Genomic DNA, 17,833 nt, shown 5'->3' on the forward strand with positions numbered 1-17,833 from the left:
CACAGGATTCGACCAACCAGTTGTTTCTGTTCGATTAACGTTGGGACACTAGTGATAATTGATAAAAAACAATCCTCACCAATAAAATCAAAAAAGCAGAAATAATAATTACGAGACCTAAAATACCGCGACCAACATAAATATCTGGCACTATATAAAATACCAACGTTATGATGCCGAATCCCAAGGCAAAGGAAGGCATGAGCCGGAGAAAGGTATTTCTTATATCCTCTCTGTAATTATGTTTATACATGCCAAAAGCACTCATACTGAAAACCATTACTAATGCAAATGCACATGCCGTCAGGAAAAAATTCTCCATCTTGACAAAATATGGAAAGTCGCTATCAAAGAACCGAATAGTCGCCCCAAGATAGACTGAGGCTATGAATACAAGAGTTTCAACAAAAAGCAGAATGGACACTATTTTGGAGACATAGTGATTGGAAATTCTAAACAACATTAATTTACTCCAAAAAATTTGCTCGTATCATTAAGCCACACTCACATCATATCGACTTTTGCAGCAAGAACATTAGGGATGTTAATAAACCGATAATATGAGAATAAGATTGAAGCTTTCCAGCATATCTGCTAGATTCAGAAAACCATGATAATAGCAAAGTGAGTTTAGTATGGACGTTGTTGCCGTAGTTGGGCTTGGCTATGTGGGTTTACCTCTGGCTGTAGAGTTTGGAAAAAAGCAGCGAACTATCGGGTTCGATCTCTCCGCCACCAAAATCGAGAGCTACAAACGGCACATTGATCCAACCGGCGAGTTGTCAACCGAAAACCTGCAGGCGGCCATCCATCTTACAGTCAGCTCCAACCCATCCGAATTGTCTCTTGCCGACTATATTGTAATCGCAGTTCCTACACCCGTTGATAGTGCCCACCAGCCGGATTTCTCTCCTCTTGTTGGCGCCAGCAAAACGGTTGGGGAAAATATGAAGCTCGGCGCAATCATTATCTATGAATCCACAGTTTACCCTGGTGCTACTGAGGAAATATGCATTCCAATTCTGGAGAAACACTCTGGTATGGTATGGAAAAAGGATTTTCACATTGGATATTCTCCAGAAAGAATCAATCCCGGCGATAAAGAACGCACCCTTACTTCCATTGTAAAAATTGTATCAGGAGATGATAACGAAACATTGGAGAAAGTAGCAAAGCTTTACGAAACTATCATCAGTGCCGGTGTACACAGAGCATCCAGCATCAAGGTCGCAGAAGCAGCAAAAGTGATCGAAAATACCCAACGTGACCTGAATATCGCATTAATTAACGAATTAGCCATAATTTTCGATAAACTTGGAATTGACACGCTACAGGTACTGCAGGCCGCTGGTACCAAATGGAATTTTCTCCCATTCCGTCCTGGATTGGTCGGGGGGCACTGCATTGGCGTAGACCCTTACTATCTTACCCACAAAGCAGATATGATTGGTTATCATCCCCAAGTGATACTAGCCGGACGCCGAATAAATGATGGAATGGCAAAATTTATTGCGGAAAAAACCGTGAAGGAAATGATCCGGGCCGGCCTCAATGTAAAAGGCTCAAAAGTTAACATACTCGGATTAACATTCAAGGAAAATTGTCCTGACCTGAGGAATTCGAAGGTCATGGACATAATTCACGAACTCCGGTCCTACGGTGTAGAAGTTCATATCCATGATCCTGTGGCAACAGTCAAAGACGCTCTTCACGAGTATGGCTTGGAACTTGTAACTTGGGAAAACCTGCCACGCGCAGATGCACTTATTGCTGCAGTTTCACACAGTGAATTTCTTGCCAGACCTCTTGCAGACTTCCAGTCAAAAATTGTTTCAAATGGTTGTTTTATTGATGTAAAATCTCATTTTGATCAGACAGCTCTGCGTGCAGCAGGACTTAACGTCTGGAGACTCTAAATAAAATGGTTACAACATCCAATACTTGACGAACACCAAGACGCGAATCAATATTTAGGGCGGCCAAAACCACAATATTTTGACGTTGCCTGAATTGGGCTAACCTTCTTGAAACTTCCCAAGCTATACGACTATTGATATTTCCAAATCTATATCCCCCCAATAAGAAATGCATTTGGTATAGTGGTGCAAAGTGGTTTAAGGCCTTGGACAATGTGTACACTTTGCTTCCAGTTTAGCGTTACTATCTTAGTCAATTTAAAGCCACCACGAAATTAAAAGGAAAGAAGTTATGCCAAACATAAACAGGCCAACATTAACCGTTTTAATGATTGCTGGAGCAATCCTGTTCATGGGAGGCATGACCGCCTGCGGCAAAACTGAGACTTCCGAAACACTCGTTAATGAAGCCAAGCAGTACCAACTGAAGGGCGACAACAAAGCCGCTATCATCCAACTAAAGAATGCGTTACAAAAGAACCCGGATGATGTCGAAGCCCGTTATCTTTTGGGCACCATCTACAATGAAACAGCAGATTCCCAATCAGCCGAGAAAGAACTCCGCAAGGCTTTGAGCTTGGGCATGAACCCCACCAAGGTATCTCCTGACCTGGGCAAAACCTTGCTCATGCAAGGGAAGTTCCAGATGGTTCTGGATGAAATAAAGCAAATCTCAGGGAAAAAGGAATCTGCTGATATATCAAGCTTGCGCGGTAATGCTTACCTCGCATTAGGAAAAGGCAAAGAAGCCAAGGAATCGTTTGAGCAGGCACTAAAGATCAAGCCTGATTTCCCGGACGCGCTCATCGGACTAGCCAGACATTCTATTACGGAGAAAAATATTGATGCCGCAACACGTTTCTCAGAGCTAGCTGTAACCAAAAATCCACAAAACACGGACGTTTTGCTCTTTAAAGGCGATCTTCTACGCGCCCAAGGAAAAATCGAGCCCGCTCTTGCCGCCTATGACCAAGTTTTAAAATTACAGCCGGACAATAGCTCAGCTCATATCAACAAGGCCTTCCTGGAAATTGGAACAGGGAAATTCGATGTAGCCAAGGCAGATATTGACGCGGCACGCAAATTATCACCGAACAATCTAATCATTATCTATGCGCAAGCACTACTTGATTTCCGCCAAGGGAAGCATGCTGCAGCATTGGAATCTCTGCAGAAAGTTCTAAGTGTAGCACCAGAACATATGCCTAGCGTTCTGCTGACAGGAGCCGTACAGCTCGCGCTTGGATCAATACCACAAGCCGAACAACACTTGAAAAAATACCTGGAGAAGGATCCAGGTAATCTCTACGCTCGTAAATTGATGGTATCCACGTTATTGAAAAGCCGCCGTACACAAAACGCAATCGATGTATTATCCCCAGCGCTTAAAATCGCGCAACAAGATGATATCCAACTGTTTGCTCTCGCGGGTGAATCATATATGCAGGCTGGAGACTACACAAAGGCGGCGGAATATTTTACAAAGGCCAGCGCGCTTGCTCCGAAAGCGGCAGAACTTCACACCGCTCTAGGCTTGAGCAAACTGGCGCTAGGTGAGAATGACCGCGCAGTGGCCGAAATGGAAACAGCTACAGCTTTGGACACAAAATCATCCCAGGCAGGCGTCTTGTTGGTAATGACTCATCTTCGCCTTAAAGAATACGATAAGGCACTCGCAGCAGCGAAAACCCTTGAGAAAGAACAGCCAGACAACCCCCTTGCTCACAACCTGAAAGGCGCTGCCTACCTGGGCAAAAATGATAGCGTTGCCGCACGCGCGAGCTTTGAAAAAGCACTTTCCATCCAACCCACCAATTTCACTACTGTGATGAACCTTGTGCAACTTGACCTACGGGACAAGAAACCAGAAATAGCCAAAAAGCGCCTTGAGGCTATCCTCGAAAAAAACAAGAAAAATTCTCAAGTCATGACTGCACTAGCCGATCTTGCGCTCTCCCAAGGGCAGACCAAGGAAGCCACCACCTGGCTAGAGAATGCCAGCAAAGAAAACCCGGATGCATTGCAGCCGGCCATGCTGCTGGCAACTCATTATTTACGCATAGGTGAAAAACAAAAAGCACTTACCCTCGCCCAAAAACTTCAAGGCTCCAACTCCAGCAACCCAGAAGCTCTGAATATTCTTGGACAAGCCCAATTCGTCAACGGCGATAAGCCAGCCGCTTTGGCAACCTACAACAGGCTCGCCGCGATGAAGCCGGACTCCGCCCCTGCCCAATTCCTTATCGCCGCCGTTCACATGGCAATGCAGAACCAGCCGGCAGCATCAGATGCCCTCAAAAAAGCACTATCATTGCAACCGGATTATCTGGAAGCGCAATTGGCCCTAGCCTCTCTGGAGGCCAGCAAAGGAAATTATGAGCAAGCCCTCGCAATTGCCCGGCAGATTCAGAAAAAAAGCGAGAAATCACCCATAGGCTTCGTGCTGGAAGGTGATGTGCTGATGGCTCAAAAAAAACCTGATCTTGCGGTAAAGGCCTATGAGCAGGCATTCACTATCAGCAAAAGTGGACCACTGATTGTGAAGTTGCATTCATCGCTCAGCCATGCAGGAAAAGGCAAAGAAGCTGGCTCCCGCTTGACCCAATGGCTGAAGGAACACCCTGCCGATACTGAAACTCGGATCTACCTTGCCGGGACCTATCTTGCTGAAAAGAAAAATAAGGAAGCCACTGAGCAATACGAGACCATCCTGCGCCAAGAGCCCAAATACGTTCCGGCACTGAACAACCTGGCTTGGCTTTATCAGCAGGAAAAAGACCCTCGCGCCTTGGAGTATGCCGAAAAAGCCAATCAATTAACACCGGATAATCCTGCGATACTGGACACCCTAGGTTGGATACTGGTTGAGCAAGGCAACACATCACGCGGCCTGCCACTTCTGCAAAAGGCAAGCTCTTTGGCGCCAAAAGCTGCGGAAATTCAATATCATCTTGTACTTGGATTGGTTAAATCAGGCGACAAGCCTAAGGCGCGTAAGGAACTTGAGCACCTTTTAGATACCAAGAAAAATTTTTCTAAGATTGAGGAGGCGCGAGCCTTGCTAAAACAACTTTAATAAGTTACCCAATCCCCTGAAAAAAACAATCTATCGAGGATAAGCTCTCATGATTGGATGGAGAGATAAAGATCAATTACGTTAAGCCTTGACGAAGCGAACACATTGTTGAACCTATCGATCAACTACCCACGGGGGATATGAGAAATCGTGAAGTGGGTGGGCTTGATGATCCGTCGGCAGGAGCTCACGCATAAACGATTACCAACAAGTAGTCGGCAAGCTTTGGTAGTTGCGCTAACACTTTCATCTTTCGTCGCCAAATATAATTAATATCACATAAACCATCATGGAATGACCGAATCTGGCATTGCTTTAGAATAGGTAAGCTCATGAGATTAAAATGTCGATCATGCATTGCGGCCAAGTCTGGCCGGTGCTCTCGTGCAGAAAAACAAGTTCGCGCAACAGGTGGGCATTGCACAACGCGTGCACGCATTCAAGTTTCCAGTAAGGCTTCCAGCAGTCATGCACGAGAGTGGCAATCCGCTTGGGTAAAATTCCATGCGCTTCGATCGCCTCCATCCCGCGCTTGGTATGCACGCCATACCATGTGTGCGTTTCGCTGGCCGCCGTATGCAACCAGTGCAAGCATGACGCCACCCGCAAACCCGATTCGTCGGCATGAACCACCGGCGCTTCGATCAGTGCCTGTGTGATGCTCTCAACTGCGGGTCGCAGCATCTGACCCGCCTCTTCAATCCACGCCAGCAGCGTGGCTGGTGAAACTTCCAGCCCATACAGATCGTCGATCAACTCTGCGCGCTTCGCGCGAGCGGCAACAGTTGGCCTTGCGTCAGATGAACCGCCAGAGCGCGAATGTTCGGCCCATGCTGCACCGCCTCGCTCATGCCTGCGGGAAAGTGACTCTCGTGCAGTTTGCCGCGCCCGCATTGCTGTCGCAGGGTGCGATGTTCAATCGCTTTGTAACGCACCACTGGAATATCGAACACTTGCCGACGTTCTGCAATCTGTGAGCAGGATAGAGGCAAGGTCTCCCCACATCCATCGCAACGCTCCGGTAAACCATGCTCAATAACCTCGTCCGGTTCCCGCACGCGCTTGAGAGTCGTTCCTTTGTGTCCGACCTGACCAACCGGGCTTGGCACCCGAGGGGCGACACAGTGAGCGTGTCTTCTTCAGACCATCGGAGGACGGTGGCTTGCTCGAATTGTGACTGTCCTTGGATAACCGAGCTTCCAATTCTGACACTCGCGCAGTTAAAATCCGAACCTGTTCGAATAACAGGCGGATCAAATCATCCTTTTGATCCGAGGTCAGTTTGTGAGGTCAGGAAGTTCGAGTTCGCGCATGGCTCGAAGTATGATAAATAACTTATTGTTCTGCAAGCCTATGCTGAGCAGTCACAAAATTAATATCAATTTTTCATAATTACCTAATACTCTTGTAATTCTATCCCATCTGACAATCAGCCAAAAGGTAGCTGGTTGCTATGCTGCAAGCGCTAGCGGAACTTCGTTGGAGTATATTTCAGAATAAACTGAGTAAGCCCTTCGAGCTGTTAAGCGTGAATTTACGATGGCATCAAAAGCGTGAAGATTGGCCAAATTGAAGACGAAAGGGACTCTGGGCCCATGATGAAAGACCGCGGGACCGATTGGGCGGGCTTCAAGCCCGAACTGGTTCAGGACGCGAGAGATAGAACGGCGGCACAAGATGATGATATGTCCAAGACCATTTGTACGGCAGTAGTCGACACCAGCATGGATCATCTTCAGCATGATCTCGGATTCACTCTCGGAAGACTCTTTCGGCGGCTGGCCATTCCTTAATTTCTGAAAAGGACGAAGGACGCCTAGTCTGGAAAATTCGGCGATTTCTAGATTACGCTGAAGGAATTGTAAAGGATCAAGAGCCGAGACTTTCTGAAAGGGTAAATTTCCAAATTGATCAATTACAAGACGGAAAGAACCTATCCAGCGGTTATTGCTCTTGACGAGAAAATGAATAGCATTATCGTCATGAGTGTCTTTTTCCATTTCATCCTTACATTTGCTTGCCTCCTCAAATCTTTTTTCCAAGCAAAAAATTTGATATCGTAGGTTGTAGTGAATATTTTTACTTTCTTCAGTATCAGCCAATATGACTTCATAGCTGTTGTTTGGCATTTTCTCGGTTTCTCCACTGACAAGTTGAAAGAAATAGCAAGACAAGATTTGAACTTGTATTTTGCGCCTTGTTTAAAGCCATTTATGAACAAGAGCAATAGGCTTTTTCGTATCTGAAAATTATTATGTTATCTTACTGCAACATTTGAATATTTGTGAGTTACATGTCCTCTTTAGCAAGGTAAATATAAGTCATACTTTTAAGTGTGCATCTGTTCGATACCGAACATAAGATACAAAGCAATTTTTATGCCATAGCCAAATTTAAAAAGCTAGGATTGTCGACTTCCTGCTATCAGAAAGAACTACAGAGAGAAACCTCGATTTAATTTAAAAGACGAATATTGAATTCCACTATTTAATATTATTATTTATAAATATATGTCTGCATTTAGAGACATTTACAATAACTTTTAATATTTTATGATTTTAATCAATTGGTTATATTGTCTCAATATGGAGACAATATAACCAATTGATTAAAATTAATCATAAAACTAAATAATATCTTATATTAGCCGTTATTGATTCAAGACTGCTTTACAAATACATTTTTCAATGCATGTTGAAGAGATTTTTTGCTTATAGTAGTCAATTGTGATAATTTTCAACTTAAATAACATAACTTGTGGGGTTGTCTGCCAATGACTACTGAGCCAGATTCCACGGATCAGAATGATCAAGCCATCATTACGTTTCCGTCCCCACACCGATTACAAGATGTTTCAATTCCCAAGTTAAAATCCGATACTGTCAAAGAAATACCCTTTGCTCAGCAACAATTTCAAATCCGGTTAGCAAATTCGCAAGGCATACGTGAAGCCGCTAGCCTGCTGATCAAGAAGATGTACAGTTGGCGCGGCTATGACACGGATTCCGTAAAACCGGATCCCAACAAGATCACTTTGGTGACCTACTATGAAGATAACGTAGTGGGCACCCTCACCTTAGGTCTGGATTCCCCTACCCAAGGTTTAGCAGCTGATGAGCTTTACCATCCTGAAGTGGAGCTTCTGCGTAGTCAGGGCAGAAAAATTTTCGATATCACACGCTTGGCAATCGACCTGAATCTCAAATCCAATAGAGTAATGCCGGCGCTACTTCATATTGCCTATATTTATGCAAGAAATATCCATCATTGCACCGATACTTTAATTGAGGTCAATCCACGACATGTGATTTTTTATGAGCGCATGATGGGTTTTAAACAACTAGGCCCAGAGAAAATTTGTCCTCGTGTTAATGCTCCGGCTGTGCTATTGACGCTAAAGATGTCCCATATGTTCGAACAGATTCAAAAATACGGCGGTCTCGGGCCAGATGCAAAAAACACCAAGTCGATTTACCCTTATTTCTTTTCCCCCACGGATGAACTTGGGATTACTCAACGTTTAGTGAGAGATGGATTTGGCCCCGTCACGTCGTCATGAGCACATTTGAATACGAGCAGGCCTTTTCTCGCAATATTGGCTGGCTAACGCGGGATGAGCAGAATCAGCTGCGCCACAAACGTGTGGCGATAGCCGGCCTGGGGGGGGTCGGCGGGATTCATCTATTAACGCTTTGTCGGTTGGGTATAGGCAAATTCCATCTGGCCGATTTTGATACCTTTGATCTCGTTAATTTCAATCGCCAGTCTGGGGCGACAATCAGCGCATTGGGCCAACCCAAGCTCGATGTCATGATCCAACAAGCGCGTGATATTAATCCAGAACTTGACGTAACCGGCTTTGCCCAAGGAGTGAATGAAAACAATCTCGATGCCTTTCTGGAAGGGGTCGATCTCTATGTCGACGGGCTGGATTTTTTCGCTTTTCAAGCCCGCCAGCAAGTGTTTGCCGAGTGTGCGGCAAAAGGTATACCAGCCATTACAGCTGCCCCGCTGGGAATGGGGACTGCGGTACTCTATTTTTTACCTGGCGGCATGAGCTTCAATGATTATTTCCGTCTGGATGACGGCCCCGAAGCGGAAAAACCCCTGCGTTTTCTCCTAGGGCTTGCGCCCGCCCGCTTGCAAATGGGCTACTTGGCTGATCCATCAGCAGTCGATCTGGCTAATCGCAAAGGCCCGTCCACCATCATGGCCTGCCAGCTTTGTGCCGGTGTCGCGGCGACTGAAGCACTGAAAATCCTCTTGGGCCGCGGCCCCGTCCGGGCGGCGCCCAAAGGCTACCACTTCGATGCCTACCGCAACAAACTGATGCTGACTTGGCGGCCCGGCGGCAACCGCAACCCTTTGCAGCGTCTCGCTATCGCCTTCGCCAAACGCAAACTTGGACTATAAAATGCAACCCACATCTCAACCCATCACGGATATTCTCGAACTCGCCCGCTGGGCGCCCTCCGGCGATAACACCCAGCCCTGGCGCTTTGAAATCCTCGACGAGCTCCATCTGATCGTCCATGCATTCGATACCCGCGACCATTGCATCTACGACTTGGATGGCCATCCCAGTCAGATTGCCCTTGGTGCGCTACTGGAAACCCTCGCCATAGCCGCCAGTGCTCATGGCCTGCTGGCAGAATTCGGGCGCCGTCCCGACTCACCGGATACTCATCCTGACTATTTAGTGAATTTAATCCCGGACAGCCAATTGCCGTCGGACCCCCTGTTACCCTATATAAAACAACGTTCAGTACAGCGTAGGTCAATGCACACCAACGTACTTACCGAGCCACAAAAAAAAGCGCTGCAAAGCGCAGTAGGAAAATATTACACCATACGCTGGTTTGAAGGATGGATGCACCGCTGGCAGATGGCCAATCTGATGTTTGACAATGCCAAGCTACGACTCACTCTGCCCGAGGCCTATTCTGTCCATCGCGATATCATCGAGTGGAAAGCACGCTTTAGCGAAGACAGGGTACCCGACCAATCTCTGGGGCTGGATGCCATGACCCTTAAACTGATGCACTGGGTCATGGCTAGTTGGCAACGAGTCCTTTTTTTTAATACTTATTTGGCAGGGCACATAGTTCCACGGATTGAAATGGATCTGTTGCCCGGCCTGTTCTGTGCCGCCCATTTCGCCATTCTGGCCGACGAAGCACCCACGACGATAGACCATTATGTGGCTGCAGGGCGGGCAGTTCAGCGGTTTTGGCTGACAGCCACAAGTCTTGGTTTGCAACTGCAGCCAGAGATGACCCCTGTAATTTTTGGTCGTTATGCGCGTGATGACAGGGTGTTCAGCCGCCTGCCCGGTGCCATGGAAACAGCGACTCACTTGGGCGCCCGACTTTCAGGGCTGTTGCAGAACAATGCAGTGGAACGGGCCGTCTTTCTCGGAAGAATCGGTAACGGGCGCTCAGTCGCAAGCCGATCCTTACGTCTGCCTATACAAAAGCTTTTGCAGCTTTGATTTGATGTTTTGGCAGGTTCAGATCAACGAAAATCAGACTAGCGGAAAGTGCTTGTAAGCAACGCAATGAATGTGCCGCTATGGCGAGGCTGAACGCAAATCTGCGGAAGTTCTTGCGCCGACTGGTGCTTTTGTTCGCCTATCCGCACCAGTTTCTCAATGCTAACGGCTTGGAGATCAGATTTATCCCGTGGTTAGTCAAAAACTGTAACGCACTTCGGTATAAACCCGGTCTTTATTGTCGAACTGCCCGAACAGGCCGGTATTGCGCCCTGTGAAGATATCGGCTCCTGCTGCCAGCCGCCAATTGCCGTCCAGCTTGTAGGTGAGTTTAAGCTGAGCGAACCAATCGTTGCGGTTGAAGCTTTTGACCAACAGCATTTTAGGTTCGAGTTTAGGGTGCAGCGCTTGGGTACTAAGCAGCAATGATATTCCACTTTCAGTTTTGTTTGGTACGATACCTGAGTCATGATTCGGGAACAAGCGCTGAAAGATTTGCATGTTGAAACGCGTTTCCTGCGGAAAACTCCATTCCAGGCCAGCGACGTAATCAAAGATGTTTTGCTTGACCAGGCCATCCGCGTCGGCTGCGTTTGTCGTGCTGAACTGTTTGTCCTTGGTGTAGATCGCCTCAGCCTTGAGTACCATCGGTCCAAGATCTTTGCTCAATGTGGCGCCTATCTGGTGGATGCGCTCGTGAATGGGCTGAAAGGTGATGACAGGGGTAGGCAGCAGTGTAGTCTGGCGCGAAAAGGCCGCCGCCGGATCATTGGCGGTGTAATAGAAGCCGGAGATATCCCAGCCGCTCTTAAGATAGGACAAGCGCGTGCCATAAGCCATATCACCCAGGCCGGTGGGTTTTTTTTCTGAAGCAATGACCGTTTGCATACCCGGGATGGGGGGCGGATTGAGTGGGTAGAACTCGGCGCCGGGCTTGCCAATGTTATCGTAGCTCATGTAGGGTATCCATACCCCTTCAACATGAAAATCCCCCTTAAAATACTCAGCCCGTGCCGCCCACTGCGGGATGCGGATGATGTCGAAATCCTGCAAAACGAACTGGCGCAAATCTTTGGCAGATACCACATCGGCAAAAAACAACCCGACCATTTCGCCCCAAATAATATGTTGTCTTCCTAAACGAAAGTCCCAGTTTCCAGTGGAGAAATCAGTGTAGGCCTCACGGATCATGGCCTCGAAACGTTGGTCTTTGCGCACCGCTTGAGGATAAAAATCGGTGAGATCATAGATCGGGTCATAATTGATGCGCCCGCCCAATTTCCACGCCATCCCGCCCTCCGTGCGGCCCTGAGTAGCAACATCAAGCATGTTGTTGAATCTGGACCAATGTTGATTGCCGGCGTAGGTATAAGCCAGATTATTTTGATAAAAACCGGTCGGTCGCAAGTTAGAGTGGGGCTCAGGTTTCTCCGTCTGTTGCGCAAGGGGCGAAGCGAAAATAGTTGGAACGCTCTCCGACACGGATTCCTTGGGACCGGGGGCAGGGTCGTTAAAAAGGTCGTCGATTGATTGCGCATTCACACTATTTTTTCTCCCTTCTGCTGCGCCTGCCGGGGCGGTGCTTATAAACAGGCTTAGCAGCAAAGCTCCGAGAACCCTTATCAGATAAACGGCTCTATGTGAAATAGAGTGGGTAATCAACTTTCAACCTCCCGCAGAGGAGGTAAATCCGTTCGTCCTGAGCCTGTCGAAGGATGAGCGGATTTACTTTTCGCCAAGCGAGAAACTTCCGTCCAGTCGACACGCATCATGGCTTCTTTCTTCTTGCGGCTCCAGCCCTTGATTTGCAATTCGGCTGACAAGGCGTCTTTCCGCGTGACACACTCCTGCGACCAAGCAAGCTCCACCGGGCGGCGCGTTGCGGTATCACCCTCGCATTCTCCAGCCTGGTACTGGCCGATGCGCCTTTCAAGATTGTCGGTATATGACTAGTGTAATAGCTACCGTCGGCACAGCGGAGAATGTACACCCAAAACATTTCATTTATCCCTTTTAGCAATCCGTCCATCCTTCGACAAGCTCAGGACGAACGGAATTTAAAAATCCGTTCGTCCTGAGCTTGTCGAAGGCTTGTCGAAGGATGGATGGATTTTTAAATAATTATTTCTTGTTGTTCATCTTGCGCTTATCGAAGGGTTACCCACTACGAATCACATAAAGCCAGATAAACCCTTCGTCTGTTTTTGGGGCAAAAATTCCCTCTCATGGTGTTCTTCCTATGCCACCATTTGACCATCGGCCAGTTCAATCACCCGGCCAGCCATTTCCATGACCCGCGCATCGTGAGTGGAAAAAACGAAGGTCGTACCTTCATTCTGATTGATGTCTTTCATCAACATGAGAATGCCTTCGCCGGTCTTGTGATCTAGGTTGGCGGTCGGCTCATCTGCAAGAATTATGCTCGGACGAGTGGCGAGGGCGCGCGCAATCGCCACTCGCTGGCGTTGACCGCCACTCAACTCATTGGGGCGGTGGTGCGCATAGGGCTCCAGGCCAACCATATTCAGATAATGCTGCACGCGTTCCTGCCGTGTTTTCTTATCTACATCACGCATTTGCAATAAAGGATATTCGACATTTTCCCAAGCCGATAATACCGGCAGCAGATTGAAAGTCTGGAAGACAAATCCTAGCGTATTCAATCGAAGATCAGCTAGTTCATCAGGAGTTTTGCCGCTTATATCCTGCCCTTCGATCAGAATGCTTCCCGAGGTCGGAGTGTCAATACAGCCAATCAGATTGAGCAGGGTCGACTTGCCACTCCCTGACGGTCCTGCGAGTGCCATGAATTCGCCTTTATGAATATTGAGCGAGATATTAAGCAATGCAGTAACAGTTTGTTTTCCTAAATAATATTCTTTATTTACCGATTGAACCTCAACAATCGCCGCCGCAGATTCAACAGCGATTTCTTCATCGGCAACAAACTCCAGCTGAAAACAGTGAACAGTAATCTTATCGCCACTTTGTAGTTGGGCACGTTGAATTTTCTCCCCATTCAGCAAGATACCATTACCTCTTCCCAAATCTTCCAGATAATAAAAGCCGTCGACCCAGGTAATATTGGCATGCCTGGGGCTAACACCAAGGTGTGGCAATTGTATTTCGCATTCCGAAGCGCTGCCAATCCTGTAATCAGTCCTGGAGAGTTGAATATTATGCAGAATCTGTTGATCCTGTTTTATCAAGAGACTAGCCATGACACCGCCTACCCGCTAACCAGGAACAAAACTGATGACGAAAAAAAACAGATTTTTGCTTATTGCTTGGCATACAAATATGACCCCTTGTTCAATTTTATCGTATGATATTCTGTAATCTTTAATAATCCGGTTTGGATTGACAGAATACTATTTATCACTATGATTTCATTTTATCCTCATCCGCAAACCATGTCTCTGCGCAACGCTCACATTAAGCGCCATCGGTTAAAAGCTTTCTGGACAGCTTTCCTGGTCACGATGCTTTTGTCGATTTTCAAAGCAACGCTGGCTGCTGACAACACAGGCAGCGACAATTTTGCACGTGAAATCCTATCGCGCGCAGATCGTATTCGTTTTCCAGACGAGGGATTCCAGGTTGACGTGACAATCACGACAACAGAACCCGACGCCGATGAAGATGTACGCGTTTACCGGATACTCTCCAAAGGTAACAACCAGACTTTGGTGCAAACTACAGCCCCTGCAGTAGACCGCGGTCAGATTCTGCTGATGCGGGATCGTGACCTATGGGCTTTCCTGCCCAACTTGTCACAACCAATTCGTTTGCCGCTTTCACAGAAACTGACTGGGCAGGTTGCGAATGGTGACTTGGCTCGCGCCAATTTCGCGGGTGATTACGAACCCAAGCTCCTGCGCACAGAGAAAATAGACGGCGTGTCCTATCACGTTCTGCAACTGGATGCAGTCGATAACGGGGTCACTTATCGCAAAGTGCTTTACTGGATAAACGAAAAAAACAGTCGACCTTATAAAGCTGAATTCTATGCACTCTCAGGTCGCCTACTGAAAACCGGCCACTACCAGGAATTTCGTGCCCTGGGCGGAGAAACGCGACCGACCCGGCTAGTAATAGAAGATAGTCTGCGCCATGGTCGTCGTTCGGTACTTGAATACCGCGACATGGTTATACGTGATCTGTCGGACAAAATATTCACCAAGGATTATCTGAAGAAGCTCAGTCGCTGATACGGCATTGCAGAGGCTTCCCTCAAATATTATGGCGTAGTGCATCAACTACCGGCAGGCGTGAGGCGCGACGAGCCGGAAACACGGCAGCCATAACCGCCGCCAGCGCGCCAATCAGGGTCGCTGCCACAAGCACCCACGGTACCAGTAAAATCGTAGCGGTATAACCGACATTCGAGCCGGGCGGCGGCGGCATGGAAATACCGATGCCCGATATTATGCCTGCAAGCGCGGCCCCAACAACCACGCCGAGCAAGCTGCCAAACAAGCCCAGCAGCGCGTTTTCAAGCAGTATTAGTTTGAAAATTTGACGCCGACGCTGCCCCAGAGCAAGCAAAGTTCCAAACTCGCCTGTGCGTTCGTATACCACCATATTGATGGTGCTGGCAATGCTTAAAACTAGCATGACAAGAATGATGACCTGTAGCGCCCCGAATTGGCGCCGATACAGAGCCTCAGTCTTTTGATAAAAATCGGCCAGCTCATGCCAGGGCTTTACGGCATAGCCGAGCGGCTCCAGCCTAGTTCTGATCATCGCTGTCACTGCGTCAGTTGCGGAGGTATCGTCCAGCAACACGACAGCGCTATGTACCGACTGGGTAAACAACAATTCCTGTGCGGCTGACAATGGAATTCGTACGGCTCGATCGTCATATTCTTTGGAGAATGTGCGGAAGACGCCTACGACTTCATACTCGAAAGTATTCAGCGCGCCTTCCGGTGTATTCACCATCAACGTCACGAAGCTGCCCGGGCGCAAGTGCAGAGCTGCGGCGACACCCTCTCCGATAACCGCACCGAATGCATCCGTGACCCGCAACGGCCGACCTGCAACGAGAGTAGTTGCGGTTCCTAATTGCGCCTCCTTGCCCGGTTCAATGCCTTCACCGATGATGGGCAAATCGGCGCGGCCGTTGTTGGCCAGCCCGGAAAAATTCACGCGGGTCATTATGGTCTGCACATGCGCAATGGACTGTACCGCGTTCGCCACCTCATATGGCTGCGTGATCATATATTGCGAAGGATCACGGCGACCATACTCGAGATAGCCACTCCTAAATATCTGCGCATGCCCGATGCGCGAGTGAATTGTCGACTCACGCAACTGCACAAACACATCCTCGACAAAGCCGCCAGTGATGATAATTGCAACCACCCCAATGATGATCGCCGCCAGCGTCAGCGCAGTGCGCAGACGATTGCGAAAGATGTTACGGAAGGCGAGCTTGAACATGGCTTTCGCAGTCCTCAAATATTCAAATATTATGACGCAACGCGTTAATGATTTGCAAGCGCGAGGCTTTCCATGCCGGATACAAACCCGCCAGTGCAGTGGTAATGAACGCAATCATAAACGCATTCATCATCACGTTCAGGGTAATCCGTATTTTGCCGGTATATCCCTCTTCCATACCCGGGGGTGGCGGCATGGGGATGCCAATCGCGGAGATCAATTCGGCCAGCCCATAGCCGACGATTAACCCCAGAGATGCACCGACCAGCCCGAGCACAACCCCCTCAATGGCGAACAACTGAAGGATTATTTTGCGCTTGAAACCGATGGCCAGTAGTGTGCCGATTTCACCGGTACGCTCGAGCACATTCATTACCAACATGTTGGAAATACTGAGCACGATAATGCAGCCAATAATCAGCCGCAGCACGTTCATTTGCTGCGAGAACAACACCACCGTTTTGTTGTAGAAATCTGCCTGCTGGTACCAAGGCACGAACTCCAGCTTGTTCGCCGATGCGGGGAAACTGGCGCGAAACTGCGCGAGATAATCAACCGTGCGCTCAGTGTCATTCAGCAGCACCAACCAGGCGTGGGCACCATTAACGCGCAGCAGTGACTGCGCCAGTCCAATGGGCAGACGCAGGGCGGCATTGTCGTAGGCTTGATTGGCGCTAATAAATACCCCGGCGACTTTCGCCTCGATGGCGTTGATCCCGCCACCTGAAGCAGTTGCCAGCAGTACCACAGTAGCACCCGGCCTCACGTCGAGACTACGCGCAAGACCGCGCCCCAGGATTACCTCTTTTGCCGTAGCGCTGGCGAGATTCTGACCTTCAACGATACTCAAAGCTTTGATGAGCCCTGCCTCCTTTTTGGGGTCGACACCATGTGCCACAAACGATACTGTCATCTCTCCATGGCTGATGAGCCCGGTCACCGCCAGCCGCGGCGCTACCAGCTTGACGCCGGGCGTGGACTCGATTGCTCTGCGCTGCGGCGAGTTCTCCGGCAATACATACGCATAAGGATTTGCTGCTCCCGCGTTGAGGTATCCTGGCTGCATCACCTGAATGTGGCCTAATTGAGACTGGATGGTAGCTTCGCGCATGGCCCAGAAGATCCACTGGACGAAACCGTCGGCGAGCACCAGTGCGATAACACCGACAGCTACCGTAAGCAAAGCTGACAGTGCCCGCCGCCGATTGCGTGCAAGGTTGCGCGTAGCGATCAGCAGGTTAGGCATAGAACTCCCATGCGGCGGAATCGTCAACTGAGTAATCCATCAATTGCCTCAATTGCCGGAATAGCGGCATTACGAGAGCCGTAGGCTCGTGGCCCCAGCCTGCGGGGAATGGATGCACGGCCCACGTACCTAAGGCTCGCGGTTCTCGGCGCGTCTCGTATTGACAAGCGAATTGCATTTGTGATGCCCCGTATTTCGAAGAATTCCCACTAATTTCGTTGTATTAAATCATGATAGGCGGATTCAACTCTGAAGTGCAACTTTTGTAAGTGAATTTAGGTGGCGAGCTGCGTTAATATCGGAGCCACTTAAACGACCAAGTAAAAGGAGCACAGATGAAGCAATATAAGCAGCTCACCAGCGAGGTACGATACCAGATTTACGGGCTGAAACAAGCGGTTTTGAATCAAACTGTTAGCCCCAAGTAGTAATGTCCGGTTTCTCCCAAATAGAAATGTCCGCTGGTGATACAAGTCACCCCCTGTTTAAAACAACGGCGGATATTTTGAAATGGGCAAACTTATGAGTCAAAAAGAAGTGAAACGAGCACAAGTATTGGACATGCTTGAAGAGGACAAGATCAGCCAGCAAGAAGCATCGAAGCGGCTAGCAGCCTGTCGGACTTCCCCCCATTAAAAATAACAAATTGCAAGTGTAAA

Annotated in this window: 15 protein-coding genes and 2 pseudogenes; 6 read left to right on the plus strand and 11 right to left on the minus strand. The window is 48.4% G+C overall.

Going from position 1 to position 17,833, the window contains the following annotated elements:
• The first annotated feature begins 635 nt into the window (after positions 1 to 635).
• Positions 636 to 1,916, plus strand: a complete 1,281-nt coding sequence (locus MJ768_RS09825) for a nucleotide sugar dehydrogenase (RefSeq protein ID WP_239291164.1) — start codon at positions 636 to 638, stop codon at positions 1,914 to 1,916.
• Positions 1,917 to 2,208: 292 nt separating this feature from the next.
• Complete coding sequence (prsT, locus tag MJ768_RS09830) at positions 2,209 to 4,992, plus strand: XrtA/PEP-CTERM system TPR-repeat protein PrsT (protein ID WP_239291166.1); 2,784 nt, start codon at positions 2,209 to 2,211, stop codon at positions 4,990 to 4,992.
• A 330-nt stretch (positions 4,993 to 5,322) separates the two neighbouring features.
• On the opposite strand, the gene MJ768_RS09835 is transcribed toward prsT, so the two are convergent.
• From MJ768_RS09835 to MJ768_RS09845, 4 genes are all read right to left on the minus strand, one after another.
• Positions 5,323 to 5,748, minus strand: coding sequence for an IS66 family transposase (locus MJ768_RS09835; RefSeq protein WP_239291168.1), 426 nt, complete (start codon positions 5,746 to 5,748; stop codon positions 5,323 to 5,325).
• Positions 5,745 to 6,101, minus strand: a complete 357-nt coding sequence (locus MJ768_RS09840) for a hypothetical protein (RefSeq protein ID WP_239291170.1) — start codon at positions 6,099 to 6,101, stop codon at positions 5,745 to 5,747. The genes MJ768_RS09835 and MJ768_RS09840 overlap by 4 nt, the downstream gene beginning before the upstream one ends.
• Entirely contained in the window at positions 6,025 to 6,249 is a 225-nt protein-coding gene (locus MJ768_RS15435; RefSeq protein ID WP_445082987.1) for a DUF6444 domain-containing protein, read from the minus strand. Before MJ768_RS15435 ends, MJ768_RS09840 begins: the two co-directional genes overlap by 77 nt.
• Before the next feature lie 194 nt (positions 6,250 to 6,443).
• The gene (locus tag MJ768_RS09845) at positions 6,444 to 7,121 is read right to left on the minus strand and encodes a PEP-CTERM/exosortase system-associated acyltransferase (protein ID WP_239291172.1); all 678 of its coding nucleotides are present in this window, start codon (positions 7,119 to 7,121) and stop codon (positions 6,444 to 6,446) included.
• Positions 7,122 to 7,765: 644 nt separating this feature from the next.
• Between MJ768_RS09845 and MJ768_RS09850 the strand changes: the two genes are divergently transcribed.
• The 3 genes from MJ768_RS09850 to MJ768_RS09860 are packed head-to-tail and all read left to right on the plus strand — an operon-like array spanning position 7,766 to position 10,483.
• Positions 7,766 to 8,551, plus strand: a complete 786-nt coding sequence (locus tag MJ768_RS09850) for an N-acyl amino acid synthase FeeM domain-containing protein (RefSeq protein WP_239291174.1) — start codon at positions 7,766 to 7,768, stop codon at positions 8,549 to 8,551.
• Positions 8,548 to 9,405, plus strand: a complete 858-nt coding sequence (locus MJ768_RS09855) for a ThiF family adenylyltransferase (protein ID WP_239291176.1) — start codon at positions 8,548 to 8,550, stop codon at positions 9,403 to 9,405. Before MJ768_RS09850 ends, MJ768_RS09855 begins: the two co-directional genes overlap by 4 nt.
• Before the next feature lies 1 nt (position 9,406).
• Entirely contained in the window at positions 9,407 to 10,483 is a 1,077-nt protein-coding gene (locus MJ768_RS09860) for a molybdopterin biosynthesis protein MoeY (RefSeq protein WP_239291178.1), read from the plus strand.
• Positions 10,484 to 10,681: 198 nt separating this feature from the next.
• On the opposite strand, the gene MJ768_RS09865 is transcribed toward MJ768_RS09860, so the two are convergent.
• The 5 genes and pseudogenes from MJ768_RS09865 to MJ768_RS09880 all read right to left on the minus strand — a co-directional run.
• A complete protein-coding gene (locus MJ768_RS09865; RefSeq protein WP_320415733.1) occupies positions 10,682 to 12,145 on the minus strand; it encodes a DUF1302 family protein in 1,464 nt (487 codons plus the stop codon).
• The gene (locus MJ768_RS09870; RefSeq protein WP_239291182.1) at positions 12,142 to 12,306 is read right to left on the minus strand and encodes a hypothetical protein; all 165 of its coding nucleotides are present in this window, start codon (positions 12,304 to 12,306) and stop codon (positions 12,142 to 12,144) included. The genes MJ768_RS09865 and MJ768_RS09870 overlap by 4 nt, the downstream gene beginning before the upstream one ends.
• Positions 12,307 to 12,321: 15 nt before the next feature.
• A pseudogene (locus MJ768_RS15440) lies at positions 12,322 to 12,405 on the minus strand (GIY-YIG nuclease family protein); the annotation flags it as partial.
• Between the two features lie 315 nt (positions 12,406 to 12,720).
• The gene (locus tag MJ768_RS09875) at positions 12,721 to 13,413 is read right to left on the minus strand and encodes an ABC transporter ATP-binding protein (protein ID WP_239291197.1); all 693 of its coding nucleotides are present in this window, start codon (positions 13,411 to 13,413) and stop codon (positions 12,721 to 12,723) included.
• A 21-nt stretch (positions 13,414 to 13,434) separates the two neighbouring features.
• Positions 13,435 to 13,704 (minus strand): annotated as a pseudogene (locus tag MJ768_RS09880) (FHA domain-containing protein); the annotation flags it as partial.
• 192 nt (positions 13,705 to 13,896) lie between these two features.
• Here MJ768_RS09880 and MJ768_RS09885 point away from each other — a divergent pair.
• A complete protein-coding gene (locus MJ768_RS09885; protein ID WP_239291191.1) occupies positions 13,897 to 14,694 on the plus strand; it encodes an outer membrane lipoprotein-sorting protein in 798 nt (265 codons plus the stop codon).
• Between the two features lie 22 nt (positions 14,695 to 14,716).
• Here the strand turns inward: MJ768_RS09885 and MJ768_RS09890 are convergent, their stop codons facing one another.
• Positions 14,717 to 15,928, minus strand: coding sequence for an ABC transporter permease (locus MJ768_RS09890; protein WP_239291193.1), 1,212 nt, complete (start codon positions 15,926 to 15,928; stop codon positions 14,717 to 14,719).
• Positions 15,929 to 15,950: 22 nt separating this feature from the next.
• Positions 15,951 to 17,174, minus strand: coding sequence for an ABC transporter permease (locus MJ768_RS09895; RefSeq protein ID WP_239291195.1), 1,224 nt, complete (start codon positions 17,172 to 17,174; stop codon positions 15,951 to 15,953).
• Between the last annotated feature and the right edge of the window lie 659 nt (positions 17,175 to 17,833).

Origin of the sequence: Candidatus Nitrotoga sp. 1052 (assembly GCF_927312905.1) — a bacterium.
GTDB lineage: Bacteria > Pseudomonadota > Gammaproteobacteria > Burkholderiales > Gallionellaceae > Nitrotoga.

Coding starts and splice junctions, on each gene's coding strand:
- MJ768_RS09825 (WP_239291164.1), top strand. CDS start 636: ATGGACGTTGTTGCCGTAGTTGGGCTTGGCTATGTGGGTTTACCTCTG.
- prsT (WP_239291166.1), top strand. CDS start 2,209: ATGCCAAACATAAACAGGCCAACATTAACCGTTTTAATGATTGCTGGA.
- MJ768_RS09845 (WP_239291172.1), bottom strand. CDS start 7,121: ATGCCAAACAACAGCTATGAAGTCATATTGGCTGATACTGAAGAAAGT.
- MJ768_RS09850 (WP_239291174.1), top strand. CDS start 7,766: ATGACTACTGAGCCAGATTCCACGGATCAGAATGATCAAGCCATCATT.
- MJ768_RS09855 (WP_239291176.1), top strand. CDS start 8,548: ATGAGCACATTTGAATACGAGCAGGCCTTTTCTCGCAATATTGGCTGG.
- MJ768_RS09860 (WP_239291178.1), top strand. CDS start 9,407: ATGCAACCCACATCTCAACCCATCACGGATATTCTCGAACTCGCCCGC.
- MJ768_RS09885 (WP_239291191.1), top strand. CDS start 13,897: ATGTCTCTGCGCAACGCTCACATTAAGCGCCATCGGTTAAAAGCTTTC.
- MJ768_RS09890 (WP_239291193.1), bottom strand. CDS start 15,928: ATGTTCAAGCTCGCCTTCCGTAACATCTTTCGCAATCGTCTGCGCACT.
- MJ768_RS09895 (WP_239291195.1), bottom strand. CDS start 17,174: ATGCCTAACCTGCTGATCGCTACGCGCAACCTTGCACGCAATCGGCGG.